This window comes from Rhodanobacter sp. FW106-PBR-R2A-1-15, from assembly GCF_058789735.1.
In genome coordinates, this window is record NZ_JBYTEM010000001.1 from 106,735 (window position 1) to 133,728 (window position 26,994).

Genomic DNA, 26,994 nt, shown 5'->3' on the forward strand with positions numbered 1-26,994 from the left:
AGGATGGGTCAGAACTTCACGCGGGCTTCCACGCCCCACATCCTTGGTGGGGTGACGTAGGCGTACGGCGTACCCAGCACCGACTGCGAGATCGTGCCCAGCCCGCTGACGTACCGCTTGTCGAACAGGTTCTGCACGTACGCGCCGAGGCCCCAGCGACCGTTCGCCGCGTTCCAGTCGACGCGCAGGTCAGTGCGCTGCTGCGGCTGGCCCAGATCGAAGTTGGTCGGCAACGCGCACTTGCCCTGGTAGACCGAGGCGTCGTTGCAGCGCATGCGGCCACGGTAGCCGTAGTTGGCGTGGAAGCTCAGGTCGCCACCGGCGACGCCGTGCAAGGTGTAGTCACCGCTGAGGCTGTAGGAGAACTTCGGTTCGTCCACCGGCTGTCCGGAGACGTCCAGATAGAGCGCATTGCCCTGGGCGTCGAGTCCGGCCGGCACGCGCGCGGTGGAGTATTTCGAATCGATGTAGCTGCCGTTGAAGCCCAGCCGCAGGTCGTCCACCGGTATCCATTGCACCTGCAGGTCCACGCCGGTGGCGTCCTGGCTGGTATTGCTGACCTGATAGGTCGGCACGCCGAGGCCGTCGGTGGAGGGCACCACCACCAGGGTCTGCTTGTCGGTGTAGCGGTAGTGGTAGACCGAGGCATTCAGCAGCAGGTGCTGGTCGGGGAAGGTGCTCTTGATGCCGAGCTCGGCATTCCAGACTTTCTCCGGCGCGAACTGCGATCCGGGCTCGGTGCCGTTGTAGCCGCCGGCCTTGTAGCCCCTGGCGAGTGACACGTAACCCATCGTGTGCGGCGTGAACTTGTAGTCGGCGACCAGGCGCGGGCTCAGGTCGTTCCAGCTTTTGTCCTTGCTGACCAGTTGTCCCACCGCATTGGGGAAGATCTGGTTCCGGGTGAGGATGGCGCGCAGGGCATCGGTACTGAGCGCACCACCGGTGAGCAGCGGCGCGAGAGCCAGAATGCCGGCGGCGTCGAGCTGGCTGACCGTCGCATCGAGCTGCGGCGCGTAGCGGACCGGCGTGTACCAGTCGAAATATTTGCGGTCATGGGTATAACGCAGGCCGGTGGTGATGTTGAGCTTGTCGGTGACATGCCAGATCGCATCACCGTAGATGGCGCGGGAGTTGAAGTGGCCGTTGTTGCTGATCGTCTCGGTCCACGGGTCGCCGAGCAGCCGGTAGGGCAGGCCGAACGCCTGCAGCAGCGAGTCGAAGTAGTGGAACAGCGTGCCGTCCGGGGTGAAGTTGGCGCCGAGTCCGCTGTTGATCGCCAGCGTGTCGTAGGTGTCGGTGTTGACCGTGGCCAGGCTGGTCTGTTTGGCGCGCTCCATGTAATAGCTGGCGCCGGTGACCCAGTCGACCAGCTCGTTGCTGCCGTTGAGCTTGAACTCCTGGTACAGCGTGCGCCCCTCGCTGATCACGCCGGTGTCGAGGTGGGTGGTGATGTGGTTGGTGCCGTCGCCGTCCTCGACATGCGAGATGTTGTAGGCGGCGTAGTTGGTGGTCGAGGTGAAGCTGCCCCAGTCGAAGCCGTAGTCGAAAGCCAGGGTCCAGCCGTTGTACTGGCGTCGTTCGCGGCCGCCGTTGCTGTCGTTGAAGAACGGTGCGTGGCGCGGGTCGTAGTAGCTCGACGGATCGGCCGGGAACGGCGCGCGCTGATACAGGTTGGTGGGCGACAGCGGGATCAGGCCCACGTCCATGCGCGAGGGCTGCTTCAGACGATCGTGGTCCCATGACAGATGCACGGTGCTGTCGGGCGTGACCTGCCAGCGCGCCACCATGCGTGCGCCCCATTCGTCGTCCTTGCCGTAGTGCTGGCCGGTGACGGCATCCTTGAGGTAGCCATGGCTCTGGTTGTCCAGGAAGCTCATCCGCACGGCCAGGTCCTGGTTCACCGGCATGTTGAGCAGGGCATCGCCGTAGCGCCTGCCGTACTCGCCGTAGCGGACGCGCGCGTTGCCTTCGAGCTTGTCGGTGGGTTCGTTGGTGACGATCGAGATCGCGCCAGCGGCAGTGTTGCGGCCGAACAGGGTGCCCTGCGGGCCCTTCAGCACCTCGACCCGGGCCACGTCGTTGAGCGCCATCAGCGCGCCGCCGGAGCGCGTCTGGTAGACGCCATTGACGTAGACGCCCACGGCCGAGTCGGTGCCGATGCCGAAGTCGTTGGTCTCGATGCCGCGCATCCGGTAGGTCGGCTGGGTCGGGTCGCTGCCATCGACCACCACGCCGGGCACGAACAGGTTGGTCTGGCTGAGGTCGGTGGCGGCGATGATGTCGAGTTGCCTGGCGGTGACGATGTTCATCGCGATCGGCACGTCCTGCACTTCCTGCGTGCGGCTCTGCGCGGTCACCGTGATCTTGCCCAGTTCGGTGGCGTTGGCGGCGGAGCGGGCCGGCGCCGGCGGTTGGCCGGTGTCCTGCGCGGAAGCGGTGGATGAAACGCCGAGCGTGCCGGCAAGCAGCGCACCGGCGATGCCGGCAGCCAGTCGATGGGTGCGGATGAGCATGGATGTATTCCCCTGGTCATGGTCGTGTCCAGCGCCGCCCGCTTGTCGGACGGGTCGTGGATACGTGGACGTATGTTCGCCCGCCTCGCGCGCGGGTGTACAGGTGCGGCGCAACATGCGTACGCGCCAACACGGCAGCAGGTATTCGTTATGATCGCCGCTTGTTTGACTCAGGGGCAGGCGATGGGATTCCTCGGCAAGCTGGTGCGCCACAAGACGGTCGAGCAACTGCAGGCGGAGGCCGGCACGCGCGGCGACTTCCGCCGCGTGCTGGGCCTGTGGCAGCTCACCGCGATCGGCATCGGCGGCATCATCGGCGTCGGCATCTTCGTGCTGGCCGGCCAGCAGGCGGCGATGAACGCCGGCCCGGCGGTGGCGCTCAGCTTCCTCATTGCCGGCGTCGGCAGTGCGTGTGCGGCGCTGTGCTACGCCGAGTTCGCCGGGCTGATCCCGGTCACCGGCAGCGCCTATACCTACGGCTACGCGGTGCTCGGCGAGCTCGCCGCGTGGATCATCGGCTGGGACCTGCTGCTGGAATACGCGCTGGTGGTCGCGGTGGTGGCGATCGGCTGGTCCGGCTACGTGCAGGTGCTCTTGGCCTCGGCCGACGTGCACCTGCCGGAGTGGGCGCAGCAGAGCATGAGCGCACAGACCATGCAGTACTACCTGCAGCAGCTGTTCGGCCTGCACGGTTCGACGGCGATTGCCGGGCCCAGCGACGGCCATCGCTTCAACGTGATCGCTGCCGGCGTGTCGCTGGCGGTCGCCGTGCTGCTGACCGTGCGCACCGAGTGGGGCGCGCGCTTCAACACCGCGGTGGTGGCGATCAAGGTGATCGGCGTGCTGCTGGTGGTCGGCGTGGGCGTGTTCTACATCGACACGGCGAACTGGCACCCGTTCGTGCCGCCGCGGGTGGTCGATGCCGCCACCGGCGTCGGCCGCTTCGGCTGGCAAGGTGTGCTGACCGGCGCCAGCGTGGTGTTCTTCGCGGTGTTCGGCTACGACACGCTGACCACCGCGGCGGAGGAGTCGCGCAACCCGCAGCGCGACCTGCCGCGCGCGGTGCTGCTGTCGCTGGCGATCGCGATGGTGCTGTACCTGGCGGTGTCGCTGGTGCTCACCGGCATCGCCCACTACAGCACGCTCGGCGGCGAGGCCTCGGTGTCCGACGCGTTCGAGCAGATCGGCCTGCACTGGCTCAGCGTGACCATCGCGGCGGCCGCGGTGATCGGCGTCACCAGCGTGCTGTTCGCGTTCATGCTGGGCGCGGCGCGGATCTGGTTCGCGCTGGCCCGCGACGGCCTGCTGCCGGGCTGGTTCGCCAGGGTCAGCCCGCGCTTCGGCACGCCGGCACGGCCGACCCTGATCCTGGGCGCGTTCACCGCGCTGGTGGCCGGGCTGCTGCCGATCGGCGAGGTGGCCGAGCTGGTCAACATCGGCACGCTCAGCGCCTTCATCGTCATCTGCGCCTCGATCATGCTGCTGCGCGTGCGTCGGCCCGACCTGCGCCGCAATTTCCGTACGCCGGCGGTGTGGTTCACCGCGCCGCTGGGCATCGTGTTCTCCGCCGTACTGATCTACGGCCTGCCGCAGAAAACCTACGAGCGTTTCATCTGGTGGATGGCGCTGGGTTGCCTGATCTATTTCGCCTACGGCATCCGGCACAGCAAGCTAGCGCAGCGCGGGCGGACATAACGCCAGCGGCTTTCAGCAGTCGTCGGGGCTGCACACCACGCGGTCGCGCCCGGCGTTCTTGGCCTGGCGCATGGCCTGGTCGGCGCGCGCCAGCAGGGTCTGGATGTCGTCGCGGCAGCGCGGCGAACAGGCGACGCCGATGCTGGTGGTGAGCGGGCCGTCGGGGCGCTGGATCTCGTGCATCGACTGGCGCAGCTGCTCGGCGCGCCGGCACCCCTGTTCCAGGCTGTTGCCGGGCAGCAGCATGGCGAACTCCTCGCCGCCGATGCGACCGATCAGGTCGCCCGCGCGGGTCTGCCCACGCAGCGTCGCGGCCAGCGCGACCAGCGCCGCGTCGCCAGCGGCGTGGCCGTACTGGTCGTTGAGCTGCTTGAAGCGGTCGGCATCGACGAACAGCATGCAGGCCGGCTGCCGTTGCCGGTGCAACTCGGCCAGCGCGGAGCGCGTCAGCTCCAGGAAGCGGTTGCGCACCAGCAGGCCGGTGAGGCCGTCGGTGTTGGCCTGCTCGCGCAGCTGGCGTTCCAGGCGGAACTGCTCGAACAAGGTGCGCGCCATGAATGCGCGCAGCACCGTCGACAGCACGATCGCGATCGCCATGTAGACCAGGTACTGGAATACCAGCGCACTGTCGATGTTGCCGGACAGCAGCATCGGCAGCGGCCCCAGCGCGCACAGCAGCATGGCGGCGATGAAGTCCCAGCGGCCCAGCCAGATCACCGAGGACGCCACCGGCAGCAGCAGCCCGGGCAGCACCACCGACTGCCGGTGCAGGTCGTCCGCGCCGTTGAGGTTGATGCCGATCTCCAGCAGCGCGACGCACAGCAGGGTCAGCGTGCTGAGCAGGCCGGGCTGGCGCACCCGCCGCGTCGAGGCGGCAATCAGCAGCAGCGGCGGCAGCGGAGCAAGGCGCAGCCACAGCGGCAACGGCGAAGGGTGCACCAGGGTGCCGGCGATCACCGCCACCAGGTAGGCCAGCGTGCCCACCAGCATCAGGGCATGGATCATCGGCCCCATCTGCTGCGCCAGATAACGGCTGTACTCGCGACGTTGCCCGTCGTCGCGGACCTGTCGCAGATGCTTGAACAAGGCGTACATGCGGGTTCTGCCGGAAGGGAGGCCGGGAGCCTTTGCCCCAGACCGAGCAAGATGGATGCCAGGCCGCGGCCTGCGGTCGCTGCGGATTCATGCGCGGCTAAGTTCGTGACCTTCGGCAGGGGTGAAGCCCGCCGCCGCCGGTCTAGCATCGACCGCTCGCATGCCTGCCGCGGCAGCTTCTGGGCCCGTCCGGGCGGCCTCCCGCCGCCGGTCCGGCGCGCGCCTTTTTTCACCGGAGACCACCTTGAAAGCCACCCGCCTCGCCCTCGCCCTCGCCGCCACCGCTCTCGGCCTGGCCAGTTTCGCCGCCCTTGCCGATGTCCCGGCGCCGCAGGATGTGCCCTACCAGGGCACCTTGAAGATCAAGCTGGACGCCACCGACGTGGCGCGCCGGATCTTCCGCGTGCACGAGACGATTCCGGCGCAGCCGGGGCCGTTGACCCTGCTGTACCCGCAGTGGCTGCCGGGGCACCACTCGCCCAGCGGCCCGATCGACAAGCTGGCCGGCCTGGTGGTGACCGCCAACGGCAAGACCCTGCCGTGGAAGCGCGACACCCTGAACGTCTACGCCTTCCACGTCGAGGTGCCCGCGGGCGCCAGCAGCGTCGAGGTGTCGTTCCAGTTCCTGTCGCCGCAGAACACCCGCCAGGGCCGCGTGGTGATGACGCCGGAAATGCTGAACCTGCAGTGGAACGCCAACACGGTGTATCCGGCCGGCTATTTCAGCAAGCGCATCATGACTGAGGCCAGCGTGACCTTCCCCGCCGGCTGGCAGTTCGGCAGCGCGCTGGAAGTGGCCTCGCGCGACGGCGACACGGTGCACTTCAAGCCGCTCGCGTACAACGAGCTGGTCGACTCGCCGATCTACGCCGGCAAGTATTTCAAGCGCGTCGACCTGGACCCGGGCGCGAAGGCGCCGGTGCACCTCGACATCGTGGCCGACGCGCCCAAGTACCTGGAGATCACCCCGCAGCAGCTGAAGCTGCACCAGAACCTGGTGCAGCAGATGTACAAGCTGTACGGCGCGCACCACTACGACCACTACGACTTCCTGCTTTCGCTCAGCGACAAGATGAGCGGCAACGGCCTGGAGCACCACCGCTCCAGCGAGAACGGCGTGAGCACGGGCTACTTCACCGAGTGGGACAAGAACGCACTGAGCCGCGACCTGCTGCCGCACGAGTTCAACCATTCGTGGGACGGCAAGTACCGCCGCGGCGCCGACCTCACCACGCCGAACTTCAACGTGCCGATGGAAGACTCTCTGCTGTGGGTGTACGAGGGCCAGACCCAGTTCTGGGGCCAGGTGATGGCGGCGCGCTCGGGCCTGTGGAGCGGCGAGCAGACGCGCGACATGCTCGCCTTCGTCGCCGCCACCTACGACCGCGGTCGGCCCGGCCTGGCCAGCTGGCGCAACGTGCAGGACACCACCAATGACCCGATCATCGCCCAGCGCGCGCCGCTGCCGTACCGCAACTACCAGGCCAGCGAGGACTACTACTCGGCCGGCCAGATGATCTGGCTCGACGTCGACGCCAAGCTGCGCGAGCTGAGCCGCGGCAAGCATTCCATCGACGATTTCGGCAAGGTGTTCTTCGGCATGGGCAACGGCCAGTGGAACGTCAACACCTACACCTTCGAGGACGTGGTGAAGACGCTCGACCAGTTCCAGCCGTTCGACTGGGCCAGCTACCTGCGCACGCGCCTGGACGGCCACGGCCCGCTGACCGGCGGCATCGCGGCGCACGGCTGGAAGCTGGTCTACACCGACCAGCCGTCCGCCGCGGTGAAGGCGATCGAGGCACGCCGGCACTCCGCCGACCTCACCTACTCGCTCGGCCTCTCGATCGGCAAGGGCGGCGACATCGCCGACGTGCTGTGGGACGGCCCCGCGTTCAAGGCCGGCATCTCGCCGGGCATGACCTTGGTCGCGGTCAACAGCCGTGACTACGACGCCGACGCGCTGAAGGACGCCGTCACCGCCGCGGCCAAGGACAAGAGCCAGCCGGTCGAGCTGCTGGTGAAGAACTTCGACCAATACCAGACCGTGCGCATCGACTACCACGATGGCCTGAAGTATCCGCATCTGGTCCGCGACAACAGCAAGCCCGACACCCTGGGCGAGCTGCTCAAGGCACGCTGAGGCCGCCGCTCCCGCCCCGTTCCGCGCGGGCGGGCGGGAGCCATCCACCGCCATCGGCAACTCCGCTATACTGCGCTCCCCGCGGCAGCGGCCTCCGGCCTGCCTGCCGCGCGGCCTTACATGCGCCCGTAGCTCAGCTGGATAGAGTACTGCCCTCCGAAGGCAGGGGTCGTGGGTTCGAATCCCGCCGGGCGCACCATTCCAGAATCCACCGCAGCCGGCCTTGTCCCGCGAGACCTCGGGAGATCCGGCAATGGTTTGCTGCCTAACACGTTCGATCCGGAAATAACAGTCCGGTGAGTGCCTTTATCTTGGCTTAGATCTACATTAATGTGATCCAAGTCACAAAATAGTTACATGGCGATCGGCCATGCCTTCCATGGGAACAGGGGCCCATGTCCCGAGCGCATGCAATTTCCTGCCGCGTGCAGGACCCACGTTGTTGTCCACGCCCCGGCCTCGGGCCGGCACGCCGTGGCCGCGCCCCGCGTGGCCAGCCGGGTCGCGAGCTGCCGCGCCGCTGCCTCTGTTGGTGGAACGAATTGTGCATGGATCGGGCATGGGCTGGGCCACGTGCCGCAAAAGCGACCAAAGGGGACCGTGATGGACAATCCTGTCAATGAGGCGACACTGCTGATCGTGGCGTATTGGGTGGCGGTGCTCACCCTGGTGCTCGCCTTCAGCCTGTTGTCGGTCATTGTTTTCCTGCGTGCGCGTTCGCGCCGGCGCGAGCGGCGCGACCGGCATGCGCGGCTGCACTGGTCGCAGCTGATGCAGCGCATGCTGGCGGGCGAAGAGCTGCAGTTGCGCCCGCTGGGGCAGGATGAAGTCGCCGGCTTCATCGAAACCTGGAACGCGACCCACGAATCGCTGTCCCGCGCGGAGTCGGCGCGATTGCTGCCGCTGGGGCAGCGCGTGGGCCTGGCGGATGCGGCGCGACGCATGCTGCGAGGCAACTACCACGATCGCGCGATGGCCATCATCGCGTTGGGGCACCTGCGTGAGCAGGACATGTTCGACGAGCTGGTGCCGTTCCTCAACGACCACAGCCCGATCGTCTCGCTGTGCGCGGCGCATGCGCTGGGACAGGTGGATCCGCCCCGGGCGATGGCGATATTCGTGCCGATGATCCTGAAGCGCGACGACTGGATGCCGGGCAGCGTGGCACGCATTCTGGCCCGGAACGAGGACGGCAGCGCGGCACGCGAACTCGACAGCGCCTTGCTGCATGCCAATACCAGCACCATGGCGAAGCTGGTGCGGTTCCTGGCCGAGATCGATTCCGCGCGTGCCGCCGCGGTGATCCGGCAATTGCTCGACAGCTCGGTCGACGACCACGCGATCTCGGTCTGCCTGCAGCTGGTGAACGACCGGCAGGACCGCGAGCGGGTGGCGGGTTTCCTCGACGCGTCGCGCTGGCACGTGCGCATGCACGCAGCGTCGGCGCTGGGCCGCCTCGGCGAGGCGACCGACGCCGAGCGACTGGAGCCGATGCTGGCCGACAAGGTGTGGTGGGTGCGCTACCGCGCCGCGCAGGCGCTGCTGGCGCTGCCGGGCATGGGCACGGCCGCGCTGCGCCAGCTGCAGCAGCGGCAGGACGACGCCTACGGGCGGGACATCATCGACCAGGTGCTTTCCGAGCACGACATGGGAGTCGTGGCATGAACACGTACTGGAGCGCGGTCCCGGCCTTTCTGCAGCTGGGCTCCTGGGAGCATGTGCTGGTCTCGATGCAGTGGATCTTCATGATCTACTTCGTGGCGATCAATCTGGCCTACCTGATCCTCAACTACATCTCCGCCTACCAGATCGTGCGCTACATGCGCGAGTACCGGGCCAACTACCTGCCGCCCGGCCTGCGCGAATACCAGCCACCGGTGAGCATCGTGCTGCCCGCGCACAATGAGGAGAAGTCGGTGGTGGCCTCGGTGCACTCGCTGCTCAAGACCAACTACCCCGAGTTCGAGGTCGTCGTGGTCAACGACGGCTCCAGCGACCGCACCCGCCACGCGCTGATCGAGGCCTTCGGTCTGGTCAAGGTGCCCGAGGCCTATCGCGCGCGGCTGCACACCGAACAGGTCGAGGGCGTGTACGCGTCGGCGCGCTACCCGCACGTGCGCATGGTGGACAAGGCCAACGGCGGCAAGGCCGACGCGATCAACGCCGGCATCAACTGCGTGCGCTATCCGCTGTTCTGCGTGGTGGACGCCGACTGCATCCTGCAACCGGAGAGCCTTTCGCGGGTGGTGCGTCCGTTCCTGGAGGATCGGCGCGTGGCGGCCACCGGCGGCGTGGTGCGCGTGCTCAACGGCTGCAAGGTCGCCGACGGCATGCTGTCCAGGGTGGGCCTGCCCGATCGCTGGCTGCCCAGCTTCCAGGTGATCGAGTACCTGCGCGCGTTCCTGTTCGGGCGCATGGGGTGGTCGCCGATGAACGCGCTGCTGATCATCTCCGGCGCCTTCGGCGTGTTCTACAAGGAGCGCGTGATCGCCATCGGTGGCTACCGCGACGATACCGTGGGCGAGGACATGGACCTGGTGGTGCGCCTGCACCGCAACCTGCGCGAGGAGAAGCGCGACTACCGCATCGTGTTCGTACCGGACCCGGTGTGCTGGACCGAGGTGCCGACCGACGTCGCCTCGCTTGGCAACCAGCGCGTGCGCTGGCAGCGCGGCCTGGCCGAAAGCCTGTGGTCGAACATCGGCCTGATGTTCAACCGCCGCGGCGGCGTGGTCGGCTGGGTGGCGTTCCCGTTCATGCTGCTGTTCGAGTTCCTCGGCCCGATTATCGAGGTGGTCGGCTATGTCTCGATGATCGTGCTGGCCCTGGCCGGGCTGGTGCCGCTGAAGGTGTTCCTGGTGTTCCTGGCGGCGGCGATCGGCATGGGCGTGCTGCTGTCGGTCAACGCGATGCTGCTGGAGGAACTGTCCTTCGGCCTGTACGCGCGGCCGGTGCAGCAGCTGCGGCTGTTCGCGGTCGCGGTGCTGGAGAACTTCGGCTACCGGCAGATGAACTCCTGCTGGCGCTTCTACGGCACGCTGCTGTGGCTGTTCGGACTGCGCAAGCACCATCGGTGGGGCCACATCCGGCGCGACGGCTCGTGGCACCACGGCCAGGCGGAGAACGAAACGATGCCGATCGACCAGGTTTCCGAAGGGAGCAAGCAGGCATGAAGCGCAGGAACCCATCCCGCAGGTCGCGTATCCGCTGGCCGCTGCTGCTGGCCCTGGCGGCGTCTTCGCCCTGCCTCATGGCGCAGACCGCCGCCGACGCGCTGACGACCCAGCTGGTGCAGATACGCCAGCTCGCCACCGGCGGCCAGCGGCCGTTGGCCATCCAGCGTTACACCGCCCTGCTGGCCGAACACCCCGGCAACGGCGACCTGCTGCTGGCGCGCGGACGCACCTACGCCTGGGACGGGCAGTACGCCGCGGCCGAAGGCGACCTGCGCCAGGTGGTGCAGAAGAGTCCGGATTACGCCGACGCCTGGTCGGCGCTGGGCGACGCCTATCGCTGGAGCGGTCGCCCGCAGCAGGCCGCCGACGCCTATGCACACTGGGTGGCGCTGGCGCCGGACGATCCGGCGGCGCGCATGGCGCATGGCGCGGCCCTGCGCGATGCCGGCCAGCCCGCGGCCGCCCGTGCCGATTTCGACGCTGCCGCGGCACTGGGGGCGAACCCCGACGAGATCGCCGGCCTGCAGCAAAGCCTGCTGCCGCGTGCGGTCTATGCCAGCCGGGGCTATCGCTGGGGCGTCACCGCCGGCTGGGCCTATACCGGGTTCAGTGGCGGCCGGCAGGACTGGAACGATAACGACCTGTCGCTGCGGCGCTACTTCGACCGCGGCTCGCTTGCCTTGGAACTGCTGCGTGCCGACCATTTCGGCCGCAACGACACGGCCTGGGCACTGGACGGCTACGTGTCGCTGTGGTCGCGCGCCTACGCCAACCTGCGCTACCAGCAGGGCCCGGCCAGCGGCATCCTGCCGAAGCAGGCGTGGCGCGTGGAAGTGTTCCAGGGCGTGGGCAGCGGCTGGGAGTTGTCGGCCAGCATCGACCAGCTGCGCTTCAGCGGCAACACCGACTTCTACGGCATCGGCGTGGGCCGCTACGTCGGCAACTGGTACGCCCGCTACAAGCTGCAGTATGTGCCGGGTGTCGGCTCCGGCAGCTGGAGCAACCGCTTCGTGCTGCGCAACTACTACCGCGGCGATGCCGACGACTACCTGGAGCTGAGCGCCAGCAGCGGCCGCAGCACCGACATGGATCGCTTCGGCACCCTGGTGCGCAACAGCAATGCCGCCATCGGCGTGTCCTGGGCGCACTACCTTTCGCCGCACTGGGGATTCAAGCTGGGTGCGGGCTACGCCAGCGACGACGACGGCTACGACGAACGGCGACTGTGGCTGACGCTGTATGCGCGCTGGTGAGCGCGCCGCGTCGATGAGCGCCGCGCGTCACGGCCAGGCCTGGTCCCGCTTTTCCGCCGTGTTCCCCGCCTTGCTGCCCGCGCAGTTCGTGCTGGCGGCAGGCGCGGTCGCCCACGGCGTCGCCGGCATCGCGCGCGGCGACAGCCAGCAGTGGGTGGTGGCCGGCGTCGCGCTTGCGCAGGCAGCCCTGGCGCTGCTGCGCGCGGCGCCGATCCTGCTGCTGCTGTCGCTGCCGCTGCTGGCCTTGAAGCGGCCGCGGTTGCGCGTCGCGGCGGTGGCCGTACTTTGGTCGTTGTTCATCGCGATGCAGGTCGCGCTCGACCAGTATTTCCAGGTGGCGCGGGTACCGCTGGGCGCGGACCTGTTCGGCTACAGCGTCGCGGAAATCCGCACCACACTGTCCGGCGGCCTGCCGTCCGATCCGCGCAGCGTGCTGGCCTACGCCCTGCCGCTGCTTGTGTTGTGGGGCAGCCTGCACGCGTGTGCGCGCTGGTGGGCAGGCGGCTCCGGGCGGTGGACGACGTGGCTGTTGACGGCAGGCCTGCTGGCATGGCTGTTGCCGCTGCCGACGGGTGCGAGCGTGCTGAGGGACGACGCGGCACGCGACCTGGCCAGCAACAAGCTGGCGTGGTTCTGTGCCGATGTCTGGCGCTGGTCCCGACGCGGCGCCGCGGTGGTGCCGGCCACCGGCGCCGCAACCGCCGTCGCCGGTGCGGACGAGCCGCCGCTGGATCCGCAGTTCCCGTTCCTGCATGCGGAGCAGACGCCGGACACGCTCGGGCCGTACTTCGCGCCCACCACCGACGGCCGCCCGCCCAACCTGGTGGTGATCGTGGTCGAGGGGCTGGGGCGTTCGTTCTCCGGTCCGCAGGCGTCGCTGGGCAGCTTCACGCCGTTCCTCGACGAGCTGGCGGCGCGCAGCCTGTACTTCGACAACTTCCTGGCCAACCAGGGCCGCACCTTCGGCGTGCTGCCCAGCCTGTTCAACTCGGCGCCGTTCGCCAGGGCAGGTTTCACCGCGCTGGGCGCGCGCATGCCGCCGGGCCCGGGCCTGTTCAGCCTGCTGCGGCAGCAGGGCTACCACACCGCGTTCTACAACGGCACCGATACCCGCTTCGACAACGAGCGCGCATTCCTGCAGCTGCAGGGCGTGCAGCATCTGGTGGACCTGCACAGCTTCGGCGCCGGCTACCAGCGCAACCCCTTCAGCGAATGGGGCTACCCGGACCGCGAGCTGGTGTCGCGCGTGCTGGCCGACAGCGCGCAGCTGCAGACGCCGTTCCTGCTGGCGATGCAGACCATCTCCATGCATACCGCCTACCAATTTCCCGGACAGGACGCCTACCTCGCGCGCTTCGAACGGCGCCTGCGCGAGCTGCGCATCGACGACGCACGGCTCGCGGCCTACCGGGCCGACGCCAACATCTACAGCACCATCCTCTACACCGACGAGCAGCTGCGCCGCTATTTCGACGCGGTGGCCAAGCTGCCGTGGTACGCGAACACGCTTTTCGTGATCACCGGCGACCATCGCCTGCCGGAACTCCCGATGGGCGAGCACCTCGACCGCTACCACGTGCCGCTGATCATCTACTCGCCACTGCTCAGGCAGGCCAGGCGCATCCGCGCGGTGTCCTCGCAACTGGACGTCACGCCGTCCTTGCTGGCGCTGCTGTCGCATGCCTACGGGCTGCAGCGGCCGGCGCGCACGCCGTGGCTGGGCACCGGCCTGGACCTGGACGACCGCTTCCGCAACACGCATCAACTGCCACTGCAGCAGACCAAAACCAGCGCGCCGGACTACCTGGCCAGCCGCTGGTGGCTGCATGAGGGAAAGCTGTCCGAACTGCAGGAGGGCATGCATCTGGCGCCGGTCGACGATGCACGGACGCGCGACTGGGTGGTGCGTCGCCTGCAACGCTACGAGCAGGCCAATGCGACCTTCCTGCAACAGATGAAGCTCGCCCCCGACGGCGCCACGCCGCCGCTGGTGGCTTATCGGGAGGCCGCGCAGGAAGCGCAGCCCGTTGGCGAGGCACCGGTCATGCGCGGCCTGTCGACGGCTTCGGCCGAGATGGCCATTGCCGGCGACGGCGTACAGCTGACGGCCACCTTCAGCAACGGCGATGCGCAAGCGAGCCGCACCTTCGTGCCGCTGGCGGTGCTCACTGCCGAGGATGGCCGCGAACTGCAGGAAGTCTCCGGTCGCGCGCTGCAGCTTCCGGCGGGCGGACAGCAGCAGGTGCGGCTGACCCTGCAGCGACCCGGCGCCTGCGGCAGCCGCTGCTACGTTTCGGTGTTCCCGTCCGATCCGCAAACCGGCCGGGCGATCGGGCAGGGGCGATACCATGTGCCGCTGGATGTCCACGCCACGGCAGGAAACGCGCCATGATCCGCCTCTCCCGCCTGTGCCTGCTGCTGGCGCTGTGCACGTTGCCGATCGACGCCATGGCTCAGGCCAGCCGCGCCGTGTGGACCTGGGAGGCGGAGTCTTACGCCATGGTCGAGGACCCGGCCGTCGCGCAGGAAGCGGTGCGCTACCTGCAGTCGCAGCACATCGACACGGTGTATCTCTATGCCGATGCGTACCGGGGGCACAACCTGATCGTCGAGCGGCCCGAGTTGTATCGCGCTTTCATCGAGCGGCTGCACCGTCGGCACATGAAGGTGTACGCGCTGCTGGGTTCGGCCTACCTGCACACCGAGAACTACGTGCTGCCCGCCTATCGCGAGCAGGCCGAGGAGATGTTCCGTCGCGTGCTGCAGTACAACGCCGTCGTGCCGGCGCAGGCGCGATTCGACGGCGTCAACCTGGACATTGAGCCGCACATCCTCGACGAGTGGAACGAGCACAGCCGCGAGCGCCTGCTGACCAGTTTCCTGGACATGGGCGACGCGCTGATGAAGCTCAAGCGCGCGCACCACGCCAGCCTGGTCGTGGGGCCGGCCATCCCGTTCTGGCTGGACGGCATCGAGCTGGAATGGAAAGGCGTCCGGCGCCCGGCGAGCGAGCATGCCATCGAGCTGTTCGATTACGTCGCCCTGATGGACTACCGCCACAGGGCCGCGGGCAGCGACAGCATCCTCTCGCACGCCGCCAGCGAGATCGCCTATGCCGACCGCGTCGGCAAGAAGGTGGTGATCGGGCTGGAGGTCTCGCCCAACGAGCTGGACAAGGTCACCTTCGACCAGGTCGGGCCGAAAGTATTCGAGCAGGCGCTGGGCACGGTGGAACAGGCCCTGCGCGCCGATCCGTCGTTCGCCGGCTTCGCCATCCACCATTACCGCACTTACCGCAACTGGATCGAACGGCATCGGGAGTGAAGGCGGGGCGCATCGCCAGCGTGTGCTCCGGCAGGTGCTCACGCTGGCGGCGTATGCGCGGCCACCTCGCCGACGGCACGCACGGCAACATCCGCCTGCTGCGTTTGCTGGGCGACGCCGGCGAGCGGCCGTACGACATGGCCGTACGACGTTGCCGCCGCGGGCGGCACCCTCGACTACGCGCAGATGATGGTGCCGGCCGGGCTGCCCGCCATCACCACCTATGCGGACGCGATCGGCCCGAACGTGCGCGCGATCATTCCGCTGGCGCCGGACGGCCATCTCGGCACGCCCACCGCGCTGGTGTGCGACGCGCATGTCGCCGGCCTGGAAGTGCACCCGTACACGTTCCGCCCCAAAACTGCTTCCTGCCGCGGAGCCTGTGGCAAGGCAGTGACCTGCACGGTGTCAGCGAGGCCGGCTCGATCGCCGAGATCCGCGCCTATCTCGCCGCCGGCATCGATGCGTTCTTCACCGACGATCCGGCAATCGGGCGCAAGGCGCTGGAGGGAGGCCGAGCCGCGGCGTAAAAAGGCACCCGCCGGCGCCTTCGCGATGCCGGCTGCGCCAGCTCAGCTCTTGCCGATCTGGAAATCCTGCTTGGCCACCGGCTTGCCGTCGAGCGAGATCTCGACCCTGTACTTGCCTGCCGGCCACAGGTCGGGGTTCTGCACCTTGAACGTGGTGATGGCGGGGCCGTCGGTGGCGATCGACTGGCTGATGCTGCTGACCAGCTGGCCCTCGCCTTCCAGGTAGCTCCACTTCGCGTTGAGCGTGGCGCCCTGGGTGCTGCCCTCGGTGGCGACGGTGGCGTAGAGCGTCTTGTCGCTGGTGGCGAAGCTGTCGCTGGCGCGTACCACCTGATGCTCGGCGTTGACCGCGCTGCCCAGGGTCAGCTTGGCGACCGTGAACGGCACGACCGGCGGCGCGGCCACCGAGGTTGCGCTGGCCGTGCCGACCGTGCCGGCAGCCGGCGGCACCGCCGTGCTGGCGGCGGGCGGCGGCGCGGACGTGGTGGCAGCCGGTGCGGTGCTGGCCGGGGCCGGCGCACTGGCGGGGGCCGGTGTGTTCTTGCCGCAGCCGCCGAGCAGCAGGCCGGTCAGGAGGGTGCCGTACAGCGCGACGGAATACATGGATCGGGTCATGGGAACTCCGCTGTCGATGCCGGCCCGTGGCCGGTGGTCAAAAACGAGGCTAGCGCGGCCGATCTGAAGCGACGATTACCGGCGGCGCCGGCCACGGCGCCCACGCGGCGTCAGCGCGCGCTGGCGGCCTACTGCCGCACCGTGCGCGGGTTGCCGGGGGTGGCCGGTGCGCTGCTGCGGAACGGGTTGATGTCCAGCCCGCCGCGGCGGGTGTAGCGTGCGTAGACGGTGAGCTGCCGCGGCGCACAGCGCTGGGTCAGGTCGACGAAGATGCGTTCCACGCACTGCTCGTGGAATTCGTTGTGGGTGCGGAACGAGACCAGGTAGCGCAGCAGCCCGGCATGGTCGATCGGCGCGCCGCGATAGGCGATCTGCACGCTGCCCCAGTCGGGTTGGCCGGTGACCGGGCAGTTCGAGCGCAACAGGTGCGAGAGCAGGGTCTCCGCTACCGGCGTCGCGGCGCTGTCGGCCTGCAGGAAATCGGCATCCGGCGGGCCGTAGTGGTCGATCGCGATGTCCTGGTCGTCGAGCAGATGGCCGTCCAGATCGACCACCGGCAACGCGTCGGCACGCGCGTCGCGCAAGTGCACGCCGACCACCGCGCCGGCCGCCGCGGACAGGTCGTGCGTCAGGATGGCGACCAGCGTGGCGGCGTCGGCGAGGCGCTCCTGTGCGAATCCGTTGAGGTACAGCTTGAACGACTTCGACTCAATGATGTGCGGCGACGCCGCCGGCACGCGGAACTCGGCCATCGCCACCTGCGGCTTGCCGCGCAGGTCCAGCCATGACAACTCGTAGGCGTTCCAGACATCCACGCCATGGAACGGCAGCGATTCGGCAATGCCGATCTCCGCGCGCTTGTCCGCGCGCGGGATCGGAAACAGCAGGCGCGGGTCGTAACGGTCGGCGTAGATGGTGTCCTTGCCGAGCGGGGAGTGTTCAGGGGTGCTCATACGGCGGAGTTTAGCTGTTCTTCCGCTTCGGTCTTTGCCCCTCCCCCGGCATGCAGGGGGAGGTCGGGAGGGGGTTGCCCCGGATCACCGTAAAGTCAAAAACACCCCACCCCCAACCCTCCCCTGTGTGCAGAGCAGGGGAGGGAGCAGGGCGGCATCACACGTTCACCATGTGCATCCCCGCTTCGACGTAGCGCCCGCCGCTAGCGGCGTCGAGCGGGAACACGGCGTCGATCGCCTCCAGCTCGGCGGCGCTGAGTCGCACGTCGAGCGCGCCCAGGTTCTCGTCCAGCCGGCTGCGCTTGCGCGTGCCGGGGATCGCCAGCACATCGTCGCCCTGCGCCAGCACCCAGGCCAGCGCCAGCTGCGCGGGCGAGCAGCCCTTGCCGGTGGCGAGCGTCTTCACTTGCTCGACCAGCCGCAGGTTGCGCGCGAAGTTGTCGCCCATGAAGCGCGGGCTGTGGCGCCGGTAGTCGTCGGTGTCGAAGTCGTCCGGCGAGCGGATCGCGCCGGTGAGGAAACCGCGGCCCAGCGGCGAGTAGGCGACCAGGCTGACGCCGAGTCGGCGGCAGGCGTCGAGCATGCCGTTGCTCTGCGGGTCGCGCGTCCACAGCGAGAACTCACTCTGCAGCGCGGCGATCGGCTGCACCTTGCAGGCGCGCTCCAGCGTGGCGCCAGAGGCCTCGCTCAGGCCAAGGTAACGCACCTTGCCGGCGGCGACCAGTTCGGCCATCGCGCCGACGGTTTCCTCGATCGGCACGTCCGGGTCCACGCGGTGCTGGTAATACAGGTCGATGGTGTCGATGCCAAGGCGCTTCAGGCTCGCATCGCAGGCGGCGTGCACGTAGGCCGGGCGGCCGTTGACACCACGCGTGGCCGGGTCGTTCGGGTCGAGCACGATGCCGAACTTGGTGGCCACGAAGGCCCGCTCGCGCCGCCCCTTGAGCGCCTTGCCCAGCAGCACTTCGTTGGTGTGCGGGCCGTACATGTCGGCGGTGTCGAGCAGGGTGAGGCCGCGGTCGAGTGCGTGGTGGAGGGTGGCGATGGATTCGGCGTCATCGTGGGCGCCGTAGAACGCGCTCATGCCCATGCAGCCGAGGCCGAGGGCGGAAACCTTGGGACCATTGTTGCCGAGCGCTCGGGTCTGCATGGGGTGGCTCCGGTGGGTAAAGGTGGACGCATGGTGCGCGGTGACGGCGGTCGGATAAATGCTTGCGAACTCTCGGGCTTGCGAACTTTCCGCTCCTCCCCCTGCGCGCAGGGGGAGGTCGGGTGGGGGTTGCTCCGGTGTGCGGGAGGCGGAAGATCAAGAGCGAACCCCACCCCGGCCCTCCCCTGTTTCACAGGGGAGGGAGTCATCACGACGCGCGCGGCGGGCCGGGGCGTGGCGCGCTGGTGCCGAGGGTGTCGCTGGTCAGCGGCGCGCCGGCGGTGAGCAGGGCGCCGCGCTGTTCGGCCAGCGGCAGGCGCAGCATGCAGTCCTCCAGGGCGGCCAGCTTCTGGAACACCGGCAGCGCCTGCACCTGCGCCACCAGCGCGGCGGTCAGCGGCCAGCGTGCGGCGTCGATCGCGTAGCGCACGAACGCGGCGGTGCGGAAGAAGCTGGCGATGCTGATGTCGGCGATCGACAGCGAGCCGAACACGAAGCCGTCCTCGGGCAGTTGCTGTTCCAGGTAGTCGAGCGCGGCGGGGATCTCCACCTCGCGCGCATGCTGCACCACCGCCTCGTTGGGCGTCTCGCCGAAGACGTGGCGCTTGATCGCCAGCTGGTTGAACAGCCGCCAGACCAGCCCATCGGCCAGCCGCGTGTCGGCGTATTCCTCCAGCCAGCGGGCGCGGGCGCGGTCGGCGATGTCGCGTGGGTAGAGCGAGGGCGTGGGTTGCCGATCCTCCAGGTACTGGCAGATCACCGAGGAGTCGTTGAGCTCCAGTCCGCCGTCGATCAGCACCGGGATGCGGCGCAGCGGGCTGAGCCGGGTGAATTCGTCGTTGCCGACGAACGGCGCGATCGGGTCGATCTCGTATTCCAGCCCCTTCAGCTCCAGGCACACCAGCACCTTGCGCACGTAGGGTGAGAGGTAGTTGCCGATGACTCTGAGGCGCTGCGGCATGACGCGACTCCGGGAATACGGAGGGCGCAGCGTGCGATGGCCGGCGCCTGCGCGTCAAGCGCAGGGCGCGGTCGTCCATGCGTCGGCGTATCGGACCGGATCGGGACCAATGGCAGGGGTGCCATTGGTCATGCCCGCGCTAGCATCGGGTGGTCGAGTGGAGTCCGCGCCAGGGCCGGCAACCGCAGAAATACGCTTTCGCAGGGGAAACGCAGCATGAGTTTGAAAACCGGCAGTTTGCGCGTGCTTGGCGCGCTGGTCCTGGGCGTCTTGTCGGCCGGCGTCGCAGCGCAGACGCGCACGCTGAGCGCCGACGACTACGCGCGGGCGGAGCGCTTCATGAGCTACAACACCGTGCCGCTGGTCGACCACGCGGTGCAGAAGGTCACGTGGCTGGACGACGGCCACTTCTGGTACGTCGACCACGACGCCAATGGCGACCACTTCATGCGGATGGACACGGCCAGCGGCAAGACCACGCCACTGTTCGACCAGGCGAAGCTGGCCGCCGCGCTGGGCAAGGCCGACGGCAAGCCCGCCGATGCGGCGAAACTGTCGGTCACCGGCTACGAGGCGCGGCCGGACGGGAAGATCGATGTCGCCGTGCGCAGCAAGCATTATGTATGCGACCTCGCCGCGGTCGAGGCGAGCTGCGTCGATCGCGCCACGCTGGTGAAGACCGGCAAGGAGCCGGGCGCGCTGTCGCCGGACAAGCAGAGCGAGGCGTTCATCCGCGACTGGAACCTGTGGCTGCGCGACGTCGCCAGCGGCAAGGAAACCCAGCTCACCACCGACGGCGTGGAGGACTTCGGCTACGCCACCGACAACGCCGGCTGGAAGCACACCGACAACGCGATCGTGGAGTGGTCGCCGGATTCGAAGCGGATCGCCACCTTCCAGCAGGATCAGCGCAAGACCGGCGAGATGTACCTGGTCGGCACCAACGTCGGCCACCCGAAGCTGGAAAAGTGGAAGTACCCGCTGGTCGGCGACAAGGACGTGACGATGATCGAGCGCGTGATCATCGATGTCGCCGCGAAGAAGGTCACGCGCCTCAAGATGCCGCCCGACCAGCACCGCTCCAGCCTGTGCGATGACGCCAGCTGCGGCCCCGACGGTGGCTGGGACGACGTGAAGTGGGCGGCGGACGGCAAGACGCTGGCCTTCGTCTCCACCTCGCGCGACCACAAGCACGAGTGGTTCCGCATCGCCGATGCCGCCACCGGCAAGGTGCGCACGGTGTTCGAGGAAGTGGTGCCGACGTATTACGAAAGTGGCAACGGCGCGGTGAACTGGCGCTATCTGCCGGAAACCCAAGAGGCGATCTGGTTCTCCGAGCGCACCAACTGGGGCCATCTGTATCTGTACGATCTCACTACCGGCAAGCTCAAGCGCGCGATCACCAGTGGTGACGGCAATGTCACCGAGGTACTGAAGCTCGATCCGAAGATGCGCACCGTGTGGTTCCGCGGCGTCGGCCGCACCGCGGGTGTGAACCCGTACTACCAGCAGTTCTTCAAGGTGGGCCTGGACGGCGGCAAGCCGGTGCTGCTGACGCCGGAGGCGGCCGACCACGCGGTGACGCTGTCGCCGGACGGCAAGGCCTTCGTCGATGTGTACTCCACCCCGACCACGCCGCCGGTCACCGTGCTGCGCGATGCGCAGGGCGGCCGCACGCTGACCAGCGTAGCCGTCGCCGACATCACGCGCCTGAAGGCTGCGGGTTGGGTGCCGCCGATCCCGTTCACGGTGAAGGGCCGCGACGGCAAGACCGATCTGTACGGCATGATGTTCAAGCCGACGCACTTCGACCCTGCGAAGAAATACCCAATCATCGACTACATCTATCCCGGCCCGCAGACCGGTTCGGTGCGCGGGCGCAGCTTCTCCTCCGCGCGTGCCGACCACCAGGCGATGGCCGAGCTGGGCTTCATCGTGATCGCGCTTGACGGCATGGGCACGCCGTGGCGCTCCAAGGCGTTCCACGACGCCTACTTCGAGCACGTCCAGGACAACACCCTGCCTGACCAGGTGCTTGGTCTGAAAGAACTCGGCAGGAAGTACCCGTGGATCGATCTCGACCGCGTCGGCATCTGGGGCCACTCCGGCGGCGGCAACGCCACCGCCGCGGCGATGTTCCACTACCCCGACTTCTTCAAGGTCGGCTGGGCCGAGAGCGGCAACCACGACAACCGCAACTACGAGGACGACTGGGCCGAGAAGTGGCAGGGCCTGCTGGTCACCGACAAGGACGGCAAGACCAACTACGACGCCCAGGCCAACCAGAGCTTCGCCAAGAACCTCAAGGGCCGGCTGATGCTGGTGCACGGCACCATGGACGACAACGTGCCGCCCTACCAGACCCTGCTGGTGGCCGACGCGCTGATCAAGGCGAACAAGGATTTCGACCTGCTGCTGATCCCCAACGTCCACCACGGCTACGCCGAAGCTACCCCGTACGCCACCCGCCGACGCTGGGACTACTTCGTGCAGTACCTCGCCGGCAGCACCCCGCCACACGAGTACCAGCTGAAGGCGTGGCCCTGGCGCTGAGCGTTATGCCCGGTTCTTGCTGGAGGCAGCCCGGTGGGACGCCTTGGTCTCGCTTGTGGCGCTGGGCGCCGCACCCGGTTCCTCCCCTGCGCAGCAGGGGGAGGTCAGGAGGGGGTAACGCTCTTGATCTCGACTTGACGAAGAGCGACCCCGCGACCTTGGCGTGTTGCACGTAGGCGGGGTCGTCGATCAGGTAAGCCTTGCCGCCTCGGCAGAACCACATCGTAGGCTTGCCATCCCGTGGGCGGCGGCACGGCCTTGCCTTGGTCCGAAAAAAAAGCCGGCGCCATCGAGGCGCCGGCTTTTCCGTGCTGCGGCGGGTCGCTCAGAACTTGTAGCGCAGCGTCAGCATCGCCGACCAGCGCGACACCACGCGGCTGGGGTCGTAGAAGCCGCCGTCGTAGGTCTGCAGCTGCTGTGGCTGGTAATTGCCGCTCTTGTCGGTGGGCAGCGTGTACACGTACTGACCCTGCGCATTCACGCCGGCGTAGCTGGCGAGCGTGCGGGTCGGGTAGATGCCGGTGTTGCGCTGCTGTCCCCAGTCCTTGTTGAGCAGGTTGAGCATGTTGTAGACGTCCAGCCGCAGCTCGCCCTTGTTGCCCTTGAAGATGCCGGGCACTTCCTGCGAGAAGCTCATGTCCAGCTCGTTCACCCACGCGGTGCGCGTGCCGTTGCGGCCGGCGATCTGGCCGCGGTGGTCCTTGAGGTATTTCTCGCTGGCCAGGAAGGCCTGGAACTGGTCGATCACCTGCTGGCTGGTGCCGGGCGCGTAGGCCACCTTCGGGTCGTTGGCCGACGGGATGTAGGCCGGATCCCAGCCGGAGACGCTGTCGCCGTTGGCATCGTTCTGGAACACCCAGGTGTAGGGCAGGCCGGTGTGGCCGCTGTAGAACGCCGACACCTGCGTCTGGTAGTCGCCGAAAAACGCGTGCTGCCAGGTCAGCGAGGCCTTCAGCACCTTGGCCACGTTGTAGTTGGAGGTGGCCAGCACGTTGCTGTTGGGGTTGAGTCGCGCCACGCGCTGGTAGCCGTTGTAGGCGATGGTATCGGTGCCCGGATCGACGTCGGTGGCATGGTTGAAGGTGAGGCTGACATTGCCGGACCAGCTGTCCGAGAACGGCTTGGCCAGCGCCAGCGTCAGGCTGTCGGACTTGCCGCGATGGGTGTTGGTGAGCAAGGTGGAAGAGGTGCTGAAGGCGCGGTTCTGATTGGCCAGCGCATCCTTGGACGTGGGTGCTTCGCCCGGCGTCTTCCAGAACTGCAGGCGGCCGTCCGGCAGCGTGCCGGTGGGGTCGCCATAGTTCACCGCCTCGTACAGGATGCCGTCGCGCACCTTGATGTGCTGGTATTCGGCCGAGGCCAGCATGCCCCACCACGGCAGCTCGCGATCCAGCGCCAGGCTCATCTTCCACACGCTGGGCAGGCGGAAGTTCGGGTCGATGGTGTCGATCGAGCCCGCGCCGCCGCCGGCAGGGATGTTCTGGTGCAGCGGGTCGGGGCTGAACGGCGCGCTGGCCGGGTTGAACGAGGTGTAGTTGCGCAGGGTGACACCGTTGTTCTGGAACGGGTTGGTCATCCACACCGTCGGCGGGTTGGTCTGGAACAGGCCCACGCCGCCGCGCAGCTGGGTCTTGTAGCTGCTGTCGAACAGGTAGTTGAACGACAGGCGCGGCTCCACGATGCGGTTGGAGGAGCCGACCGTGTAGTTGTTGGCGAAACCGAAAGCCTGCGCGAAAGCCGCGTTGTAGACCGGCTTGTCGCTGGTATGCGGAATGTCCACGCGCACGCCGTACTGCACCGACAGCGCGTCGTTGACCTGCCAGGTGTCCTGCAGGAACGGGCTGTACTGGCTGTAGGTCCACTTGCCGGCGATGTCGTTCAACGCGTAGCCCGGCGCCGGGTGATACAGCTCGTACTTGTTGTAGTTGCCGGCGGCGAAGTTGGTCAGGCCCCAGAAGGTGTAGACGCCGAACTCGGCCTGGCCGAACAGGTTGTTGATCTTGTTGCGCTGGTAGTCGATGCCGCCCTTGATCGCGTGGTCACCCAGGACATAGGTGCCGGCCAGGAAGACCGAGGTCTTCTTGGTGTCGATGTGGTTGTAGTGGCGGTAACGCTCTTCGCCCAGGTTCACCGACGGACCCTTGCCGGTGGGCGACAGGTTGACGTTCACCGCCGGCTGCTGGAACGGCGCGGTGGTGTCCTGCACGTACTTCTGGTAGCCGACCTTGGCCTCGGTGGAGAAGTTGTCGGTCCAGTCGTCGAACACGTGCGCGACGTAATTGTCGGTGGTGATCGCCTTGGTGTAGGTGTAGCTGGTCAGGCCCACGCTGGACGGGCTGTTGCCGCCTACCGCCGGCAGCATCTCCTTGGTGCGCTGGTAGGTGAAGCTGGCGCGGTGGTTGTTGGAGATGTTCCAGTCGATCTTGCCCAGGTAGCGCTTGTCGTCGTAGGTCAGCCCGGTGGGGCCGCCGAAGCCGCCGGGCGTGAGGCCCAGCTGCTTGGCCGTGTCGATGATCTTCTGCAGGTCGCCCGGCGAGACCTTGTTGCTGGTGGACGGGCCGTTGCCCAGCGAGTCGTCCAGGCCATTGGCCGAATCGGCGCCGATGCCGGTGGTTTTCTCGTGTTCGGCGGAGACGAAGAAGAACAGCTTGTCCTTGAGGATCGGGCCGCCCACGTTGAAGCCGTAGGTGGCGTCCTTCCGGTAGCCCTTGTAGTGGTAGCCGGGGTTGCCGCTGGGCAGCCAGCCGGCATCGCCCACCAGGTGGTTGGCGTTGCGGTAGCTGTAGTAGACCGCGCCGTGGAAGTCGTTGGTGCCGGACTTGGTCACCGCGTTGACGTCGGCACCGACCACGTCGGAGACGACGTCATAGTTCGCCGTGGAGATGTTGTACTCGGCGATGGTCTCCGGCGAGATCGGCGACTTCTGGTAGGGTAGGCCGTTCGCGTTCAGGCCGAACGGGTCGCCCTGGGTCACGCCGTCCACCGCGATGTTGTTGTAGCGGTTGTTCATGCCGGCGGCGGAGATCGCGCCGGTGCCCTGGTCGGTCACGCTCACGCGTGGGTCCAGCCGCACCACGTCGTCGATCGAGCGATTGCCCTGGGGGGTAGCCTGCAGCTGGCGCTGCGAGATGTTGGTGGAGAGACCCTTGTTCTCGGACGTGAAGGTCTGCGCCAGCGTCGAGGCGCTCACCGTCACCGCGCCCAGCGTGCGTGCCGACTCGCTGCCGCCGCCCAGCGCCAGGTTGATCGCGGAGGGCTGGCCCAGCTGCAGGTAGACGTTGTCCTGCTCGGCGCCCGCCTCGCCCGGCCTCGACGCGGTAATCGTATACGGGCCGCCGGCGCGCAGACCCTGTGCCGCATAGCGGCCGTCGGCGTCGGTGCTCACTGCCTTGGTGGTGCCCGAAGGCACGTGCACGATGGTCACGGTGGCGTCGGCCACCGGCTTGCCCTGCGCATCGAGCACGCGGCCGATGGCGCCGGAGGTGGTGATGTTCTGCGCGAAGACGGGAGAGATCGCCAGCAGCGAGGCGACGGCGAGCGGAAGCGTGCGGACGCGGATCATGGAAGCCATGGTTCCCTCGTAATGGTTTTTGTGTGTGTCCCCCGGAACGACAACGCCTCCCACGGAGGGAGGCGGTCGATGACGATGCGCCGGCTGCCGCCAGCGGCGAGGCGCATCTTAGGGTACGGATTGTGACAACCGCATGTGAGGGAGGCAAGTCGCGGGCCAGTCCCGCAGGCGTCAGAACGCCAGGTCGAACGCCACCTTGCCCTGCACGCCGACCTGGTAGGCGGACACGCGGCGCTCGAAGAAGTTGGCCAGCTCCTGCACGTCCTGCAGGTCCATGAAGTCGAATGGGTTCTTAGCGCCGTACTGCTTCGGCAGGTCGAGCTGGGCCAGGCGCTGGTCGGCGCAGTATTCGAGGTACTGGCGCATGTCCTTCACCGACATGCCGGCTACGCCGCCCGACAGCACGTCCTTGGCAAATTGCGTTTCGCAGGCGATCGCCTCTTCCATCATCGCCTCGACCTGCGCACGCATGGCGTCGTCGAACAGCTCCGGTTCCTGCGCGCGCACCGTGCGTACCACCTCGAAGACGAACGCCATGTGCCCGCTCTCGTCGCGGAACACCCAGTTGGTGCCGGCCGCCAGCCCATGCAGCAGCCCGCGCGAGCGCAGGTAGTAGACGTAGGCGAACGCGGCGTAGAAGAACAGCCCCTCGATGCAGGCGGCGAAGCAGATCAGGTTGAGCAGGAACTGGCGACGATGCTCGCGCGTCTGCAGCCGGTGCAGGTCCTGGATCGAGTCGATCCACTTGAAGCAGAACGCACCCTTCTGCCGGATCGACGGGATCGTCTCGATCGCCAGCCGCTTTTGCGGATGACGCAGCAGGTAGCGGTCGTACACCGTGCGCAGGCCGAAGTATTCGAAGCGGCGGGTGGCCAGCGGGTCGATCGCGTCATTGAGCTTGCGCGCGTTGGCGCCCACGAAATCGCGCAGGCGGTCGTTGAGGATGCCCAACTCCGCGCCGCGTGCGATCGACTGCGAGTAGCTCTGGATCTCCCGGCCGCTGACTTCCTTGTCGATGTACGCGCCGAGCAGCCGCGCGGCCAGTTGGCCGTACTCGGGTTCCTCGGCGGTGAGTGCGGCGGCGGTGCGGATCGACAGCTGGTCCAGCTCGGCCGTAGTGGCGCCGTCGTACAGGCCGCCGATGGTCTTCAGGACGACCCGCAGCGGGTCGACACCGTGCAGGCCTTCGGCGCTGCGCGTCACCGCGCGCACGATCTTGTTGACGTCGACGGCTTCCTGGCCGCCATTGCGCTTGGTCACGTGCATGGAGGCCGCGCTGTGCGGCGGGGTCAGTGCGAACGTGGTGTCGGCTTCGCTGGCGACGGGGGATTCGGCGGGCGCGACGGCGCGCTCGCGTTCGGCGGTATCGAGGGCTTGCATGGCAGGTGGCTCCGGCTGGACATCAAACGCCTGCTCCCGCGCGCAGGGCCTGATAGCGACGGAGTCCGGAGGCGACGCGCCA

General features: G+C 67.9%; 16 protein-coding genes and 1 tRNA gene. 9 read left to right on the forward strand and 8 right to left on the reverse strand.

The window, feature by feature from the left end; genetic code table 11:
- Positions 1-8 precede the first annotated feature (8 nt).
- Positions 9-2,513 (reverse strand): TonB-dependent receptor, encoded by a 2,505-nt coding sequence (locus AC3WTD_RS00415; protein ID WP_492612683.1) that lies wholly within the window; start codon positions 2,511-2,513, stop codon positions 9-11.
- Positions 2,514-2,696: 183 nt separating this feature from the next.
- Here AC3WTD_RS00415 and AC3WTD_RS00420 point away from each other — a divergent pair, with 183 nt between their 5' ends.
- Complete coding sequence (locus tag AC3WTD_RS00420) at positions 2,697-4,208, forward strand: amino acid permease (RefSeq protein ID WP_492612763.1); 1,512 nt, start codon at positions 2,697-2,699, stop codon at positions 4,206-4,208.
- A 12-nt stretch (positions 4,209-4,220) separates the two neighbouring features.
- On the opposite strand, the gene AC3WTD_RS00425 is transcribed toward AC3WTD_RS00420, so the two are convergent.
- Complete coding sequence (locus AC3WTD_RS00425; protein WP_027491361.1) at positions 4,221-5,303, reverse strand: GGDEF domain-containing protein; 1,083 nt, start codon at positions 5,301-5,303, stop codon at positions 4,221-4,223.
- A 244-nt stretch (positions 5,304-5,547) separates the two neighbouring features.
- Between AC3WTD_RS00425 and AC3WTD_RS00430 the strand changes: the two genes are divergently transcribed.
- The 7 genes from AC3WTD_RS00430 (at position 5,548) to AC3WTD_RS00460 (ending at position 15,199) form a co-directional block, all read left to right on the forward strand.
- On the forward strand, positions 5,548-7,446 hold the full coding sequence (locus tag AC3WTD_RS00430) for a M61 family metallopeptidase (protein WP_492612684.1): 1,899 nt from the start codon (positions 5,548-5,550) through the stop codon (positions 7,444-7,446).
- A 122-nt stretch (positions 7,447-7,568) separates the two neighbouring features.
- A tRNA-Arg gene (locus tag AC3WTD_RS00435) sits at positions 7,569-7,645 on the forward strand.
- 404 nt (positions 7,646-8,049) lie between these two features.
- Positions 8,050-9,111 (forward strand): HEAT repeat domain-containing protein, encoded by a 1,062-nt coding sequence (locus tag AC3WTD_RS00440; RefSeq protein ID WP_027491359.1) that lies wholly within the window; start codon positions 8,050-8,052, stop codon positions 9,109-9,111.
- The gene (locus tag AC3WTD_RS00445) at positions 9,108-10,619 is read left to right on the forward strand and encodes a glycosyltransferase family 2 protein (RefSeq protein WP_492612685.1); all 1,512 of its coding nucleotides are present in this window, start codon (positions 9,108-9,110) and stop codon (positions 10,617-10,619) included. Before AC3WTD_RS00440 ends, AC3WTD_RS00445 begins: the two co-directional genes overlap by 4 nt.
- Entirely contained in the window at positions 10,616-11,875 is a 1,260-nt protein-coding gene (locus AC3WTD_RS00450) for a YaiO family outer membrane beta-barrel protein (RefSeq protein WP_492612686.1), read from the forward strand. The genes AC3WTD_RS00445 and AC3WTD_RS00450 overlap by 4 nt, the downstream gene beginning before the upstream one ends.
- Before the next feature lie 13 nt (positions 11,876-11,888).
- Complete coding sequence (locus AC3WTD_RS00455; RefSeq protein WP_492612687.1) at positions 11,889-14,267, forward strand: LTA synthase family protein; 2,379 nt, start codon at positions 11,889-11,891, stop codon at positions 14,265-14,267.
- Positions 14,264-15,199: a hypothetical protein gene (locus tag AC3WTD_RS00460; RefSeq protein WP_492612688.1), complete on the forward strand. Its 936-nt coding sequence runs from the start codon at positions 14,264-14,266 to the stop codon at positions 15,197-15,199. Before AC3WTD_RS00455 ends, AC3WTD_RS00460 begins: the two co-directional genes overlap by 4 nt.
- Positions 15,200-15,771: 572 nt before the next feature.
- Here the strand turns inward: AC3WTD_RS00460 and AC3WTD_RS00465 are convergent.
- The 4 genes from AC3WTD_RS00465 to AC3WTD_RS00480 form a co-directional block, all read right to left on the reverse strand.
- Positions 15,772-16,344, reverse strand: coding sequence for a hypothetical protein (locus tag AC3WTD_RS00465; protein WP_492612689.1), 573 nt, complete (start codon positions 16,342-16,344; stop codon positions 15,772-15,774).
- A gap of 128 nt (positions 16,345-16,472) precedes the next feature.
- Positions 16,473-17,297 carry an NADPH-dependent 7-cyano-7-deazaguanine reductase QueF gene (gene queF / locus AC3WTD_RS00470; protein ID WP_492612690.1) on the reverse strand — a complete coding sequence of 275 codons (825 nt, stop codon included), beginning with the start codon at positions 17,295-17,297 and terminating at the stop codon, positions 16,473-16,475.
- Positions 17,298-17,454: 157 nt separating this feature from the next.
- Positions 17,455-18,447: an aldo/keto reductase gene (locus AC3WTD_RS00475; RefSeq protein WP_492612691.1), complete on the reverse strand. Its 993-nt coding sequence runs from the start codon at positions 18,445-18,447 to the stop codon at positions 17,455-17,457.
- Between the two features lie 208 nt (positions 18,448-18,655).
- The gene (locus AC3WTD_RS00480; RefSeq protein ID WP_027491351.1) at positions 18,656-19,408 is read right to left on the reverse strand and encodes a glutathione S-transferase family protein; all 753 of its coding nucleotides are present in this window, start codon (positions 19,406-19,408) and stop codon (positions 18,656-18,658) included.
- 216 nt (positions 19,409-19,624) lie between these two features.
- Between AC3WTD_RS00480 and AC3WTD_RS00485 the strand changes: the two genes are divergently transcribed.
- Entirely contained in the window at positions 19,625-21,961 is a 2,337-nt protein-coding gene (locus AC3WTD_RS00485) for a S9 family peptidase (protein WP_492612692.1), read from the forward strand.
- Between the two features lie 325 nt (positions 21,962-22,286).
- On the opposite strand, the gene AC3WTD_RS00490 is transcribed toward AC3WTD_RS00485, so the two are convergent.
- Together AC3WTD_RS00490 and AC3WTD_RS00495 are read right to left on the reverse strand one after the other, a co-directional pair.
- Positions 22,287-25,532 carry a TonB-dependent receptor gene (locus AC3WTD_RS00490; protein WP_492612693.1) on the reverse strand — a complete coding sequence of 1,082 codons (3,246 nt, stop codon included), beginning with the start codon at positions 25,530-25,532 and terminating at the stop codon, positions 22,287-22,289.
- Positions 25,533-25,703: 171 nt separating this feature from the next.
- The gene (locus tag AC3WTD_RS00495; protein WP_492612694.1) at positions 25,704-26,912 is read right to left on the reverse strand and encodes a ribonucleotide-diphosphate reductase subunit beta; all 1,209 of its coding nucleotides are present in this window, start codon (positions 26,910-26,912) and stop codon (positions 25,704-25,706) included.
- Positions 26,913-26,994 lie beyond the last annotated feature (82 nt).